Source organism: Paraburkholderia sp. CNPSo 3076 (genome assembly GCF_026343935.1).
Lineage (GTDB): Bacteria > Pseudomonadota > Gammaproteobacteria > Burkholderiales > Burkholderiaceae > Paraburkholderia > Paraburkholderia nodosa.
Genome location: NZ_JAPMAL010000009.1, coordinates 167121 through 179971, shown reverse-complemented (window position 1 = coordinate 179971; position 12851 = coordinate 167121). Strand labels below are relative to the sequence as shown.

Annotated in this window: 13 protein-coding genes and 1 pseudogene; 8 read left to right on the top strand and 6 right to left on the bottom strand. The window is 65.8% G+C overall.

The window, feature by feature from the left end; translation table 11 throughout:
* Window positions 1–59: 59 nt before the first annotated feature.
* On the top strand, window positions 60–464 hold the full coding sequence (gene arfB, locus M3A49_RS12865; RefSeq protein WP_266229037.1) for an alternative ribosome rescue aminoacyl-tRNA hydrolase ArfB: 405 nt from the start codon (window positions 60–62) through the stop codon (window positions 462–464).
* Window positions 465–485: 21 nt separating this feature from the next.
* On the opposite strand, the gene M3A49_RS12860 is transcribed toward arfB, so the two are convergent.
* The 4 genes from M3A49_RS12860 to M3A49_RS12845 form a co-directional block, all read right to left on the bottom strand.
* A complete protein-coding gene (locus tag M3A49_RS12860; RefSeq protein ID WP_266228992.1) occupies window positions 486–968 on the bottom strand; it encodes a hypothetical protein in 483 nt (160 codons plus the stop codon).
* A 120-nt stretch (window positions 969–1088) separates the two neighbouring features.
* Complete coding sequence (locus M3A49_RS12855) at window positions 1089–1349, bottom strand: DNA-binding protein (protein ID WP_133184189.1); 261 nt, start codon at window positions 1347–1349, stop codon at window positions 1089–1091.
* A gap of 303 nt (window positions 1350–1652) precedes the next feature.
* Window positions 1653–1880 carry a hypothetical protein gene (locus M3A49_RS12850; protein WP_266228991.1) on the bottom strand — a complete coding sequence of 76 codons (228 nt, stop codon included), beginning with the start codon at window positions 1878–1880 and terminating at the stop codon, window positions 1653–1655.
* Window positions 1881–2039: 159 nt separating this feature from the next.
* Window positions 2040–2762 (bottom strand): YdcF family protein, encoded by a 723-nt coding sequence (locus M3A49_RS12845; RefSeq protein ID WP_266228990.1) that lies wholly within the window; start codon window positions 2760–2762, stop codon window positions 2040–2042.
* Between the two features lie 284 nt (window positions 2763–3046).
* Here M3A49_RS12845 and M3A49_RS12840 point away from each other — a divergent pair, with 284 nt between their 5' ends.
* On the top strand, window positions 3047–3361 hold the full coding sequence (locus tag M3A49_RS12840) for a hypothetical protein (RefSeq protein ID WP_069267881.1): 315 nt from the start codon (window positions 3047–3049) through the stop codon (window positions 3359–3361).
* A 236-nt stretch (window positions 3362–3597) separates the two neighbouring features.
* On the opposite strand, the gene M3A49_RS12835 is transcribed toward M3A49_RS12840, so the two are convergent.
* Both M3A49_RS12835 and M3A49_RS12830 read right to left on the bottom strand, forming a co-directional pair.
* Window positions 3598–3885, bottom strand: coding sequence for a hypothetical protein (locus M3A49_RS12835; protein WP_266228989.1), 288 nt, complete (start codon window positions 3883–3885; stop codon window positions 3598–3600).
* Between the two features lie 287 nt (window positions 3886–4172).
* A pseudogene (locus M3A49_RS12830) lies at window positions 4173–4568 on the bottom strand (transposase); the annotation flags it as partial.
* Window positions 4569–4993: 425 nt separating this feature from the next.
* Between M3A49_RS12830 and M3A49_RS12825 the strand changes: the two are divergent.
* The 6 genes from M3A49_RS12825 to nusA all read left to right on the top strand — a co-directional run bounded on the left by M3A49_RS12825 (window position 4994) and on the right by nusA (window position 12785).
* The gene (locus M3A49_RS12825) at window positions 4994–5896 is read left to right on the top strand and encodes a LysR family transcriptional regulator (RefSeq protein WP_028204809.1); all 903 of its coding nucleotides are present in this window, start codon (window positions 4994–4996) and stop codon (window positions 5894–5896) included.
* A 96-nt stretch (window positions 5897–5992) separates the two neighbouring features.
* Window positions 5993–7192: a pyridoxal phosphate-dependent aminotransferase gene (locus tag M3A49_RS12820; RefSeq protein ID WP_266228988.1), complete on the top strand. Its 1200-nt coding sequence runs from the start codon at window positions 5993–5995 to the stop codon at window positions 7190–7192.
* A 359-nt stretch (window positions 7193–7551) separates the two neighbouring features.
* Window positions 7552–8523 (top strand): SMC-Scp complex subunit ScpB, encoded by a 972-nt coding sequence (gene scpB / locus M3A49_RS12815; RefSeq protein ID WP_266228987.1) that lies wholly within the window; start codon window positions 7552–7554, stop codon window positions 8521–8523.
* Window positions 8524–8584: 61 nt separating this feature from the next.
* Window positions 8585–10360 carry a 23S rRNA pseudouridine(2605) synthase RluB gene (gene rluB, locus M3A49_RS12810; protein WP_266228986.1) on the top strand — a complete coding sequence of 592 codons (1776 nt, stop codon included), beginning with the start codon at window positions 8585–8587 and terminating at the stop codon, window positions 10358–10360.
* 494 nt (window positions 10361–10854) lie between these two features.
* The gene (rimP, locus tag M3A49_RS12805; protein ID WP_028204813.1) at window positions 10855–11313 is read left to right on the top strand and encodes a ribosome maturation factor RimP; all 459 of its coding nucleotides are present in this window, start codon (window positions 10855–10857) and stop codon (window positions 11311–11313) included.
* Window positions 11310–12785 (top strand): transcription termination factor NusA, encoded by a 1476-nt coding sequence (gene nusA / locus M3A49_RS12800; protein ID WP_254355101.1) that lies wholly within the window; start codon window positions 11310–11312, stop codon window positions 12783–12785. The genes rimP and nusA overlap by 4 nt, the downstream gene beginning before the upstream one ends.
* Window positions 12786–12851 lie beyond the last annotated feature (66 nt).

The window sequence follows — 12851 nt, the reverse complement described above, 5'->3', positions numbered from 1 at the left end:
GCGCTATGCGACACTGCCGCGTGTCCGGCCCGATGCGGCCTGCCTTTTTCTATTCGCCCATGACCGCACGCGCGCCCATCCCGTTGCAGGAAATCGAACTCGTCGCCGTTCGCGCACAGGGCGCGGGCGGCCAGAACGTGAACAAGGTATCGAGCGCGATTCATCTGCGCTTCGACATCCGCGCCTCGTCGTTGCCCGAGGTGCTCAAGATGCGCCTGCTCGCGCTCGCCGACCGGCGGATTACGAGCGAGGGCGTCGTCGTGATCAAGTCGCAGGAATACCGCACCCAGGAACAGAATCGCGTGGCTGCGCTTGCGCGCCTCGAGGAGCTGGTCGACCGCGTGAGCGTGACGCGAAAGGCGCGCGTGGCGACGCGCCCGACACGTGCCTCGAAGGTGCGCCGGCTCGACAGCAAGGCGCGCACCGGTGAGCTGAAGGCGGGACGTCGGGGCGTCTCCGAATAGCGACGAGGACGGCGCGGCCGCTTAACCCGGCACGCGCCACGGGCGCTCGCGCGGCCCGGGCTCGGGCGGAAAGTCCGCGCACAACACGTGCGTCGCGCCGCCGTAGTCGAGCGCGATAGCCGCGGTGTAGCAGAGCTCGCCGTCGTTGAGCGAATAGTGCGGACCCATCACCGCAACCCGGCCGGGCGCGGCGAGCGCACGCCGGAAATACTCGCGGCGCGACCAGTTGCTGTCGGTGTCGGGATAGAAAGTTGCGAGGCGCGCGGGCGGCCCGACGCCGGGCACGGCAATCGAAGGCTCGTGCTGCTCGCCGTGTTCATCCGCGGTGAATACGCGCTGGGCGTGGCTGCCGTTGTCGCCAAAAATTGCCTCGGCGGCCGCTTCGAGCGTTCCGCCACCCGTGAGTACGCGCGCGCCGCGCAGGATGGTGTGCGAGAGCGCGCCGAAATTGACCTGCTCGATGATCTCGGTGCTGCGCTGATAATCGGCGAAGCGCCGCCACATTGACTGCGCGAGCGCGGGCGAGGCATGCCATGACAGGCGGGGGGAGGCGAAGCCGCGAGAGGGCGCGCGCGTCAGGTGCGAGCGCCTCGCATGCCGCCTGCTGGCGGCACGGTTTGCCGGTCAGTGCGCCGTGTCGGGCACGTCGAGAATCAGAATGATAGTCCAGTCCGCGTCGCCCTCGTGATGGTATTGACGCTCCGCCACGATGAACGGCTGCTGTTTGCCAGCCGGGCCGAGAAACAGCACGTCGCCTTCCATCGGTAGGCATTCGATGGGGGGCAGCGCGAGATACGCGTCCTGGTTGCCGCCGCGCGGCATCAGTTTTTCGATCTTGCGTGAGGCCGCTTCGGTCCATTCGATGTCGAGCTGGATGTTGCTCATTGCGTATCTCCGCGCGTGGCGCGCACAAAAGGTTGGGTCTATGCCGACCGCATCTAGCCGACCGCATCTAGCCGATCGCGTCTCGCCGACCGCGTCTGGCCGACCGGGGCGTTTTCGAGGTGCGCGACTTTAGCATACCGCGCCGGCGCACCGGCGCGGTGGCGATCCGCGCGCGGGGCATACACGCAGCGGCGCGGCGTGGCGAATAAAAAAGCCGATGGCGGCTAGACCGGCATCGGCTTCATTCCAGGGACGGTGCTGCCCGCGTGACCAGGGCAGCACGTGGCCAGGCCTCGCCCATTCTTACTGGGCGGGGGCCTTCTTGTGATGCGGATGCCCCGATTTGTGATGCGTCATGGGCGCCGGCGCGGGCGCGGCTTCCTGTTGCTGCTGCAGGGCCTGCGCGCGTTGCAGGACGTCGTCGGCCTTGGCCGGGTCGGTGCTCATCGTGATGCCGTTATCCGACTGCGCATGCGCAGCGCCCGCCAGTGCGGAAAGTGAAATCAGGACTGCGAGGGACACTTTTTTCATCTCTACCTCCGAAGGAGCGGTTTATGGACCCAGCCGTTACCTGTCCAAGCAGGATGGACATGCCATTCTAACGATCAAATACTCGCGCCAGATGACATCGTGTAAGCCGTTCGCACGGGAGTTACATCTCGTTACATCTGGCGCCGCTTAACGGTCATACTAGAACCAGCCGATCATCCGATACACATAAAACTGCGCAACCCCAATTGATTCGTGGAGCGCCGTTTCGGCGGACTTGAGATTCGCGCTGCGCGGGAGCAGGCCGCGCTCGACGCGGCGCACGCTGGAAACCGCAGGCAGCGGGTTCATGTCGAAGCGCCGGAAATCGAGCATCGCGCGGCGCATCTGGTACGAGGACGTCACGAGCAGGAGCGTTTCGTCGTTGCCGGCCCGGACGATGGGCGCGACGTTGCGTGCGTTCTGATACGTCGTAAGGCTCTGGTTCTCGAGCACGAGATCGGCGCTCGGCACGCCGGCGCGCAGCAAGTAGGGCGCGTAGTTGTCGGCCTCGGCGCTCGCATGGTGCTCCGGGTTGCCGCCACTCACGATCACGCGGCACATGCCGCCCGCGCGCGCGCACTGCGCGTACAGTTCGGCGGCAAGGGCAATGCGTGCGTAGACGTCGCGCGCGGGGAACAGTTGGCCGTGGCGAGATTCGGTGCCGCCGCCCAGCATGATGATGGCGGTGCGCGCACCGAAGCGCGCCGGGCCGATTTTCGCCTGATCGTAGGGAGTGCGATACAACTCCGGCTGGGCAATATCGAGCAGCACCCCGGTGAGCCAGCCGGCCGCGAGCAGCCAGAAGACCCCGGCCGCGCAGGCTGCGACCCGCCAGCGCGCGCTGCGCCACAGCAGGCCGAGCGCAACAAATAGCACAAACAAAACGAATAGAATCAATTTGGATGAGGTAACGTATTGTTTTCGGGAAAATGCGCGTCTGACCGACCTCCGCGCCGCGAGCGTGGCGCGGATGGCCGTGCGGGAAGCAGTGATGCTGCTTTCACGGGGGCCCGGATAACCTGCAGTCCCTGCCGCTGCACAGCGCACGGATGGGGCGCGTGGGCCCGCCAGGGCACAGTCCGCGCCGTTCTCAGGTCCGCATTGCGCCGCAGCCGGCCCGCGCGAGGCTCAATGATCGCAGGACTGCATTTTAAGAAAGAAGTGAGATGACCACGTATTCCAACGAAGCAGTACTCGAAGCGCTGAGGCGGGTGCAGTATCGGCAGGTCCCGTGGGCGCGTCGTCCTGAAGTGTTCCAGTATTTGCGCGATCTCGGCATGATGGACATCGTCCGGCAGCGCACGGTTGCGCCGGCGCCGGGTTTCCATGCGCCCGTCGATATCGCGGTGCTGACCGATCGCGGCCGCGCCGAATTCGCCCGGCTCGCACGCGACGAGCGCACGGTGCAGTGGAGCGCGCATCGCGTGGCCGACTACGTCGCGGAGCGCGTGCCCCAATCCGGCCTCGAAGCCAGCCAGTAGCGCTGAATCCTCTTTCCCGCCAAAAAAAAGCCCGCATCGAAAGATACGGGCTTACCGGAATTACTGCTGCCACGCTGTGCTTGATGGCGTAAGGATAGACCGCACATGAAGCGCGGTGGTTCCCCGGGGCAGGGTATATGCTGAGCCGCGACCTGCCGGACGGTCTTGCCGGCGCCCGTAATCGCGGCGCTTTCATCGGTTCCGGCCGTCCCCTCGATGGTGTTTCGCTGGCCGGCTTACCGGCGCTGCGTCGGTTCCTGCTTCTGCGGCGCGCTGCGGCGGGCATTGTCCGCAATGTCGCCGCGCAAGTCGCCGCGCGGCACGGGCGGCTTGCCCGCGTTCGGGCCAGGCGCTACGGGCGGCATGGCGCGCGCGCCGGTGCGTGATATCGACCATGTCGGTGCGGAGGCATGCGGCGGCTGGGCCGCGGCGCTGAACGAAACGAACGAGGCCGTTGGCGCGAAGAGGGCGAGGGCGGACAGCGAAACCATGATGCCCCGAATGTGCAGGTTCATGGATTTCATGGTGGTTCCCGTCAATCCGGTTTCTTGACGTTAGTGGGTATGCTCCTAAGCTAACGTCGGCCGCGAAAGCGCGCTGTAAATATTGGTAAAGAGATGTATCGCGGTGCCGGTCGCCTGGTTGCGGACGCAGCGATGTCGATGCAGTCTGCATCGGCTGGAGAGGGGCGGCGCTATTAGTGCATGACCGGAAAGCAGTCTGCAACTGACCGCGAAGTGCGGAAGGGGTCAGAGAAAAACACGCCGGGCGCACGAGGCGCCCGGCGGAAAAGCAAGTGAAGCGTGGCTCAGGCCATCTTGACCGGCGCGCGCCACGATTCCGGATTGGTCCAGAACGCGCCGCGCAGGCGATCACGGCTGGGCGGCGCCGGCGGCTTGGTCGCCGTGGCGCCGATACGGCCGCGCAGCGAAATTTCACGCCCGCTCGTGCTAAGCCGCTTGACGATCTCTGCAAGCGTCCCGTCTGCCTGCCACTCGTCGAAACGACGGCGGCAAGTCGGCGGCGACGGGTAGCGGCCCGGCAGCTTGGACCAGCCCTCACCCGTCGAAAGCACCCAGAGCACCGCGTTGACCACAGCACGCGCTTCGACGCGAGGCCGTCCGCGCCGTTCGCTCCGTGCCGGTTCGGCACAGAACAACGCCTCGACCAGCGCCCATTCGTTGTCTCTCAAATCGTCGAACAGCATCATGTTTCACCTCAGCGAAGCTATCTCCGGTGCGCTGCCCCGCGCTGCGCACTCTTCATGTACTCCCGGCCGGATGCCGGAGTACCAGGCGGGCCCGGCTGGATCGTCCCGGACTCAATGTTTCCGGTACGTCCATCGAACCTGTGCGTGCCTTAATGCGAAAACCGTGCCAGCACGTACGTTCTCGTCTTGAAGCCGCGTGGCGCCAAGCCCGCGCGGGAGATTGCCAGGGGCGTATAAGACTCGAAAACACCTATCGAGAAAATCGGGAGAATCACCAATCTTGTGCAGGCAAGCCCGTCCGACGTGCGTTTGCGCCGTATTGCTGCATTGCGGCGAACAATGGGCAGTGAGGGTCATCTACCCGTAACAGTGGGTGTCCGGCATAGAATTGCATGAAAACGGACAATTCATGAGGCGAGTGGATGAATGTGACGCTGCGGCAGTTGCGGGTGTTCATCGAGGTCGCCCGGCTGCAGAGTTTTAGCCGGGCAGGGGACGAAATCGGGCTCACGCAGTCTGCGGTGAGCCGCTGCGTGCGCGAACTCGAAGCCGAGATTGGCGTGAAGCTCGTCGACCGGACCACGCGCGAGGTGCAGCTCACCGATGTGGGCGCGAACCTGATCGCAAGCATTCCGCGCCTGCTCAACGATCTCGACGATGCCTTGCGCGAGATTCGCGAGATCGGCGAGCAGCGGCGTGGCCGCGTCGTCGTGGCGGCCAGTCCGACGGTCGCGTGCCGCTTGATGCCTCAGGTCGTTGCCGCGTGCGGGCGGCAGTTTCCCTACATTACGCTTGGATTGCGCGACGATGTGCAGAGCGACGTCGTCCGCAAGATCCGCTCGGGCGAGGTGGACTTCGGTGTCATCATCGGACCCTTTGCCGCTGAGGATCTCGAAACGGAATGCCTGACCACGGACTCGTTCTGCGTGGTCGTGCGCGGCGATCACGCGCTCGCGCTGAGCCAGGAAGTCCCCTGGAAGGAGCTGGACGGCGAGCGTCTGGTGATGCTGGACTACGCCTCGGGCAGCCGCCCGCTCATCGACGCCGTGATGAGCGAGCAGGGCGTGCGCGCACGCGTGGTGCAGGAGCTGGGTCATCCGGCCACGGTCTTCGGCCTCGTCGAGGCGGGCGTAGGCATCAGCGTGTTGCCCTGGCTCGCGCTGCCGGTGCCGGCGGGCGCGCCCCTGCTTGCGCGGCCGCTCGTGCCGCGCGCGGAGCGCACCGTCGAGCTCGTGCGGCGGCGCGACCGCTCGCTTTCGCCTGCCGCCGAAGCCGTCTGGTCGCTGATCCGTCAACTTGCCGGCCAGCCCGAAGCGCAACGTTGACGCCGTTGCGCTGACGCTTGCAGGCGTGGTCCTCATCGCGCGGGGCCGCGCGCTACACTGCATGTTTTCCCACATTCTGTGCCACCCGGAACCCCGATGAGCGATTTCGAACCGTCGTCCTCCATCTCCCTGCCGCGTGAAGCGGTGCGTGCGTTGCGCTCGTCGCAGATCCGCGAAGTGGCGAACGCCGGGTTCGGCGTTCCCGACGTGCTGCCGTTCTGGTTCGGCGAGTCGGACCGCGTGACGCCGCCGTTCATTCGCGAGGCGGCCGCCGAGGCGCTGGGGCGCGGCGACACGTTCTATACGCACAACCTCGGCATCGCGCCGCTGCGCGAATCGCTCGCGCGCTACGTGAGCGAACTGCACGGCGCGACGTCGGTGGACAGCCTGGCGGTCACGAGCGCCGGCGTCAACGCGCTGATGCTCGCGGCGCAGCTCGTCGTCGGCGCGGGCGACCGGGTGGTGGCGGTGACCCCGCTGTGGCCGAACCTCGTCGAAATCCCGAAGATCCTCGGCGCCACGGTCGAGACGGTCTCGCTCAGCTACGGCGAGCACGGCTGGACGCTCGATCTCGACCGGCTGCTGGCGGCGCTCACGCCCGATACGCGCCTGCTCATGATCAACTCGCCGAACAATCCGACCGGCTGGGTGATGACGCGCGACCAGCAGCGCACGGTGCTCGAGCATTGCCGGCGCCTCGGCATCTGGATCGTCGCCGACGAGGTCTACGAGCGCCTTTACTACGGCGACGCGAGTGAGCGCACCGCCCCCTCGTTCCTCGACATGGCGTCGCGCGAAGAGCGGCTGATCTGCGTCAATTCGTTTTCGAAGGCCTGGCTCATGACCGGCTGGCGGCTCGGCTGGATGGTCGTGCCGCGCACCTTGACCGACGATCTCAGCAAGCTGGTCGAGTACAACACCTCGTGCGCGCCCTCGTTCGTGCAGCAGGCCGGCATTGCGGCTGTCGAGCACGGAGAGCCGTTCACGCGGGCGCTGGTGGCCGATCTGCGCGCTTCGCGCGACCACCTCGCCGCGGCGCTGGCGAAACTGCCCGGCGTCGACGTGAAGGTGCCACACGGCGCGATGTACCTCTTTTTCCGGCTGGCCGGCGCGCAGAATAGCCTCGAGCTATGCAAGGCGCTGGTGCGCGACGCGGGCCTCGGGCTCGCGCCGGGCAGCGCGTTCGGACCGCAAGGGGAAGGCTTCGTGCGCTGGTGCTATGCGTGCGATCCGGCGCGGCTCGACGCAGGCGTCGAGCGACTCGCGCGCTATCTGGAGGCGGTGCGAGCGTATTGAGCCGGCACTGGGCGTGCGTACGGCCGGCATGCGCCGCGCCATGCGGCCGCGTGGCGCGAGCGCACATAAAGCGATGGCGGGGCCCGGATTAAAATGAGGCGCCTCATGCGGAATGGCGTCTTTACGCACCCAGCGTTTTTGCGTAATATGGCGCTCAGTCAAGCGAATCCCTGCGGGAATTTCGCGGCTCCCTCCGGCTGGGTCTGGCTCTTGCCTGAATTTCGGCCCCCCGGTGCGTGCTCCCATCAATATGACCGATCAGAATCGGGCGAGCGCGTCTCCAGTTCCATATCGTCTTTCGTCTGTCTGATCCGGTTCCTTGAACCTGATTTACCTTACTTAGGGTCTGACCTGGCTGCATGAATACCCAAGAGGCGAAAATCGTCCTCGAGACTGCATTGATCTGCACGCAGGAGCCGTTGAAGATCGGCGAACTGCGCAAACTGTTTGCCGACGACATTTCGGCCGACACGGTCCGCAACCTGCTCGAAGACCTGCGGCATGAATGGTCCGGGCGCGGCGTCGAGCTGGTGGGGCTCGCGTCGGGCTGGCGCTTTCAGAGCAAGCCGGCCATGCGGACGTACCTTGACCGGTTGCACCCCGAAAAGCCGCCGCGCTATTCGCGCGCGGTCCTCGAAACGCTCGCGATCATCGCGTACCGGCAGCCGGTCACGCGCGGCGACATCGAGGAAATTCGTGGCGTCACGGTCAACACGCAGGTCGTCAAACAGCTCGAGGACCGTAACTGGATCGAAGTCATCGGTCATCGTGACGTGCCGGGCCGCCCGGCGCTCTATGCAACGACACGGGAGTTTCTCGACGATCTCGGACTGAAGTCGCTCGACGAATTGCCGCCGCTCGACGATCCGTCGAGCCAGTTCGGGGAGCAACTGCTTGCGCAGCATGCGATCGAGTTTCCCGATAGCGCCGCGGCGCAGCTCGTCGCGGAAGGCCAGCCCGAGGCGGCCACCGAAGCAGCGGGCGCGGAAGATGCGCTGACGCCGGTAGCCGAGGGCGAAGCGTCGGGCGTCGAAACGTCCGGCGTCGAAACGCCCGCACAGCCCGAAAGCGCAGCGTACGAGACGCACGCGACGGAACAAACGCACGAGGCGGCAGGCGCAGACGTTGCATACGCAGCCGATGCCTCGGGCGAAGCGGTACCTGACGAAACAAGCCTCGCGCAGCACGGGCTAGCCCCGGAGACTCACGCGCAGGATGCCGCGCACGCAGCAGATGCGGCGGGCGAAGAAGAACACGAAGACCGCCGCGACGCGGCGCAGGACGACCCCGTCTCAACGACGGACGACGAAGCCGCACGACGCGGCATCTGAAGCAACAAGCATTTTTGACGCGCCCCGCAAGCGGGCGCGCAACCTGACATTTGAGGTTGTTTTGACTGATATCCACGACACCGATTCGACCGACGCGCCCGAATCCGCGCGCCGCGCGTCCTCCGCGCGCGACGACGACACGCGTGCTACGCAGGTCGAAGGCGAAGCACAGGGCGGCGAGGGCGAAGAGCGCCCACGCCGCGGCCTGCGCCGCGGGCCGCGCAGCCTGATCGCGCGCCGCCGCGCGGGCGCGAAGACAAAGTCTGCTGAAGGCGCCGACGCGTCCGAAGCGCCTGCTGCCGCGCCGGAAGCGGCGGCTGAGCGCGCTCCCGCCGGGCGCGCACCGCGCAACAAGGACGCAGGCGCGAAGAAGCCGGCCCGCCGCCAGAACACCGGCGCCCCCGCTCAGGGTGAGCGTCGAGGCGAACGCCAGCAGGGCGAGCGCCAGCAAGGCGCGGGCAAACGCCAGAAGGGCCAAGGTCAGGGCCAGGGTCGAGGCGAAGGCCAGCCGGCAGCCGCCGCCGCGGGCGAGTCCACGCAGGACGACCTGTTCCTCTATGTGACGTCGCCGGCGTTCGACGCCGACAACGGCGCCAGTTCGGGCGTGCACGCACCGATGCTGCGCCGCGGCCGTGCCCAGCAGCCCAAGCGCGTGCTGAGCCCGGACGACGACGCGCCCAAGCTCCACAAGGTGCTGGCGGATGCGGGCATGGGCTCGCGCCGCGACATGGAAGAGCTGATCATCGCCGGGCGCGTCTCAGTGAACGGCGAGCCCGCGCACATTGGCCAGCGCATTCTGCCGACCGACCAGGTCCGCATCAATGGCAAGCCCATCAAGCGCAAGCTGCAGAACAAGCCGCCGCGCGTGCTGATCTATCACAAGCCGACCGGCGAAATCGTGAGCCACGCCGATCCGGAAGGCCGCCCGTCGGTGTTCGACCGCCTGCCGCCGATGAAAACGGCGAAGTGGCTGGCTGTCGGCCGTCTGGACTTCAACACCGAAGGTCTGCTGATGCTGACCACCTCGGGGGACCTGGCCAACCGTTTCATGCACCCGCGCTACAGCGTGGAGCGCGAATATGCCGTGCGCGTCGTGGGCGAGCTGACCGAGGGTAATCGCCAGAAGCTGCTCAAGGGCGTCGAGCTCGAGGACGGCCCCGCGAGTTTCCTGCGCATCCGCGACGGCGGCGGCGAAGGCACGAATCACTGGTATCACGTCGCGCTGGCCGAAGGGCGTAACCGCGAAGTGCGCCGTATGTTCGAGGCGGCAGGCCTGATGGTGAGCCGCCTGATCCGCACGCGCCACGGCCCGATCGCGCTGCCCAAGGGCCTCAAGCGTGGCCGCTGGGAAGAGCTCGAAGACAACGAGGTGCGCGCGCTGATGGCAGCGGTCGGCCTGAAGGCGCCGAGCGAAGAGAAGGGCGGTCGTGGCGGCAAGGAGCAGGAGCGTCGCCAGCCCGATCCGATGCAGACGTCGATGGGCTTCATCAACCGCGAGCCGGTGCTGAGCTCGCACGGTGCGATGGGTCAGCCGCGTCAGGGCCAGGGACGGCGCGGCGCGACGGGCGGATTCGGCGGCGGCGCGGGCGCCGGTCATGGCAATTTCGGCGCGGGCTCCGGTTTCGGCGGCCGTGGCGGCAACCGTGCAGGCGGCCGCGAAGTCGACGGCAACCGTGCGCCGGGCGCGCAGGGTAAGCGTGCGGGCGGCAATGCCAACGGGAATCGCCGCAGCGGTCCCGGCAACGCTGGCAATGCCAACTCCAGTGGCGACCGCGCGGGCGGCAACAGCCGTGGCGGCCAGCGTGGCACGCCTCGCAACCGCACTCGCGGGCATTGACCCGCGAGGCGCGACGCCCGGCCGCACCATGCGGCGGGCGTCGCGGCCACGCAACGGCGGCGATACGCGTGGTTAGCGCGCAAAACACCGGAAAATCCCCTTGCGAGCCCATAAATAACGGTAAAAGGCCGCTCCGGCTTGACCTGTGATTTGCGTTAATGTGTAAAAAAGGCTAGAATCACAAAGTCGCTGGGCGTGCGGCTGTTATTTGCGCCCCAGGTGCGACCACCTGGCTAAGTGAGAAGATGGGCGTTTCGCCCATTTTTTTTTGGTTCGCCCCAAACTGGTTACCAAAATGCCGACGTTTCACGTTCGGCATTGTCAATTTGGGGGCGTCTAAAGTCACCAACGCGCCAGGTCGTTCGTCATCGTGGGGCAGGTAGGTGAGAAGCGCGCGCGCTCACCTGGCGCGCGGCCCGCGAATCCCTAGCGAAGCAAGAATTAGAGCGAAGGAAGTTGCTGGCCCGCTGCGCAGAACATCTGGAGTGGGCATTGTGCAACTGACGGAACTGATTGAAACCACGGTCACCGGGCTCGGTTACGAGCTGGTCGACCTCGAGCGCACCGGGCGCGGCATGCTGACCATCTTCATCGATCAGCCCGCGGGGATCGCGATCGAGGACTGCGAGAAGGTCACGCGTCAGCTGCAGCACGTTCTGACGGTCGAGAACATCGACTACGAGCGACTCGAGGTTTCGTCGCCGGGTCTCGACCGTCCGCTGAAAAAACTGGCGGACTTCGAACGCTTCGCAGGCTGCGAAGCGGTAATCACGTTGAAAAAGCCATTAGACGGACGGAAATCGTACCGGGGCATCGTGCATGCTCCCGAAGGCGAATCCATCGGTCTGGAATTCGAAGGGAAGGCGGGTCCTGCGATGCTCGATTTCACGCTCGCGGACATCGACAAAGCACGCCTTGTCCCCAAAGTTGACTTTAGGAGCCGCAAACAATGAGTCGCGAAGTGTTGATGCTGGTGGATGCGCTGGCACGCGAGAAGAATGTCGACAAGGACGTGGTGTTCGCCGCCCTTGAAGCGGCGCTTGCGTCGGCCTCCAAGAAACTCTTCGACGAGGATGCGGATATTCGCGTGCATATCGATCGCGAAAGCGGCGAACACGAAACGTTCCGCCGCTGGCGCGTCGTGCCGGACGAGGCGGGCTTGCAGGAGCCGGACCAGGAAATCCTGCTGTTCGAAGCGCGCGAGCAAGACCCGGAAGCGCAGATCGACGGCTTCGTCGAGCAGCCGGTAGCTTCGGTCGAGTTCGGCCGTATCGGCGCACAGGCCGCCAAGCAGGTCATCCTGCAGAAGGTGCGCGACGCCGAGCGCGAACAGATTCTGAACGACTTCCTCGAGCGCGGCGAAAGCATCATGACCGGTACGGTCAAGCGCATGGACAAGGGCAACTTCATCGTCGAATCCGGTCGTGTGGAAGCGCTGCTGCGCCGCGACCAGCTGATTCCGAAGGAAAACCTGCGCGTGGGCGACCGCGTGCGCGCCTGGATCGGCAAGGTCGACCGCACCGCGCGCGGCCCGCAGATCGAACTCTCGCGCACGGCGCCCGAGTTCCTGATGAAGCTGTTCGAAATGGAAGTGCCCGAAATCGAACAGGGCCTTCTCGAGATCAAGGCGGCGGCGCGCGATCCGGGTGTACGCGCCAAGATCGGCGTGGTGGCTTATGACAAGCGCATCGATCCGATCGGCACCTGCGTGGGCATCCGCGGTTCGCGCGTGCAGGCCGTGCGCAACGAGCTCGGTGGCGAAAACGTCGACATCGTGCTATGGTCGGAAGATCCCGCCCAGTTCGTGATCGGCGCGCTCGCGCCGGCTGCCGTGCAGTCGATCGTCGTCGACGAGGAAAAGCACTCGATGGACGTCGTGGTCGACGAGAGCGAACTCGCAGTCGCGATCGGCCGTAGCGGCCAGAACGTGCGTCTCGCCAGTGAACTGACCGGCTGGCAAATCAATATCATGACGCCGGACGAATCTGCGCAAAAGCAGAATCAGGAGCGCACGGTGCTGCGCGACCTGTTCATGGCGCGTCTCGACGTGGATGAGGAAGTCGCCGACATCCTGATCGACGAAGGCTTCACGAGCCTCGAAGAGATCGCCTACGTGCCGCTCAACGAAATGCTGGAAATCGAGGCGTTCGACGAGGACACCGTGCACGAGTTGCGCAACCGCGCTCGCGATGCGCTGCTCACGCAGGCGATCGCGAACGAGGAGAAGGTGGAAAGCGCCGCGCTGGACCTCAAGAGTCTGGACGGTATCGACCCGGACCTGCTCGCGAAACTGGCGCAGCATGAAGTTCACACCCGCGACGAGCTCGCCGAGCTGGCCGTGGACGAGCTGGTCGAAATGACGGGAATGGAAGAGGACGCCGCCAAGGCGTTGATCATGAAGGCACGTGAGCACTGGTTCCAGTAACCCGCCGACGGGAAACTGCATCAGGGCGCGACGAGCAGGAAGCGACCATGACCCACTGAACTGAAC

Bases quoted from the DNA above. Each gene is read 5' to 3' on its own strand.
- arfB (WP_266229037.1), top strand. From the start codon at position 60: ATGACCGCACGCGCGCCCATCCCGTTGCAGGAAATCGAACTCGTCGCC.
- M3A49_RS12855 (WP_133184189.1), bottom strand. From the start codon at position 1,349: ATGAGCAACATCCAGCTCGACATCGAATGGACCGAAGCGGCCTCACGC.
- M3A49_RS12825 (WP_028204809.1), top strand. From the start codon at position 4,994: ATGAATGTGACGCTGCGGCAGTTGCGGGTGTTCATCGAGGTCGCCCGG.
- M3A49_RS12835 (WP_266228989.1), bottom strand. From the start codon at position 3,885: ATGAAATCCATGAACCTGCACATTCGGGGCATCATGGTTTCGCTGTCC.
- scpB (WP_266228987.1), top strand. From the start codon at position 7,552: ATGAATACCCAAGAGGCGAAAATCGTCCTCGAGACTGCATTGATCTGC.
- M3A49_RS12850 (WP_266228991.1), bottom strand. From the start codon at position 1,880: ATGAAAAAAGTGTCCCTCGCAGTCCTGATTTCACTTTCCGCACTGGCG.
- nusA (WP_254355101.1), top strand. From the start codon at position 11,310: ATGAGTCGCGAAGTGTTGATGCTGGTGGATGCGCTGGCACGCGAGAAG.
- M3A49_RS12840 (WP_069267881.1), top strand. From the start codon at position 3,047: ATGACCACGTATTCCAACGAAGCAGTACTCGAAGCGCTGAGGCGGGTG.
- M3A49_RS12820 (WP_266228988.1), top strand. From the start codon at position 5,993: ATGAGCGATTTCGAACCGTCGTCCTCCATCTCCCTGCCGCGTGAAGCG.
- M3A49_RS12860 (WP_266228992.1), bottom strand. From the start codon at position 968: ATGTGGCGGCGCTTCGCCGATTATCAGCGCAGCACCGAGATCATCGAG.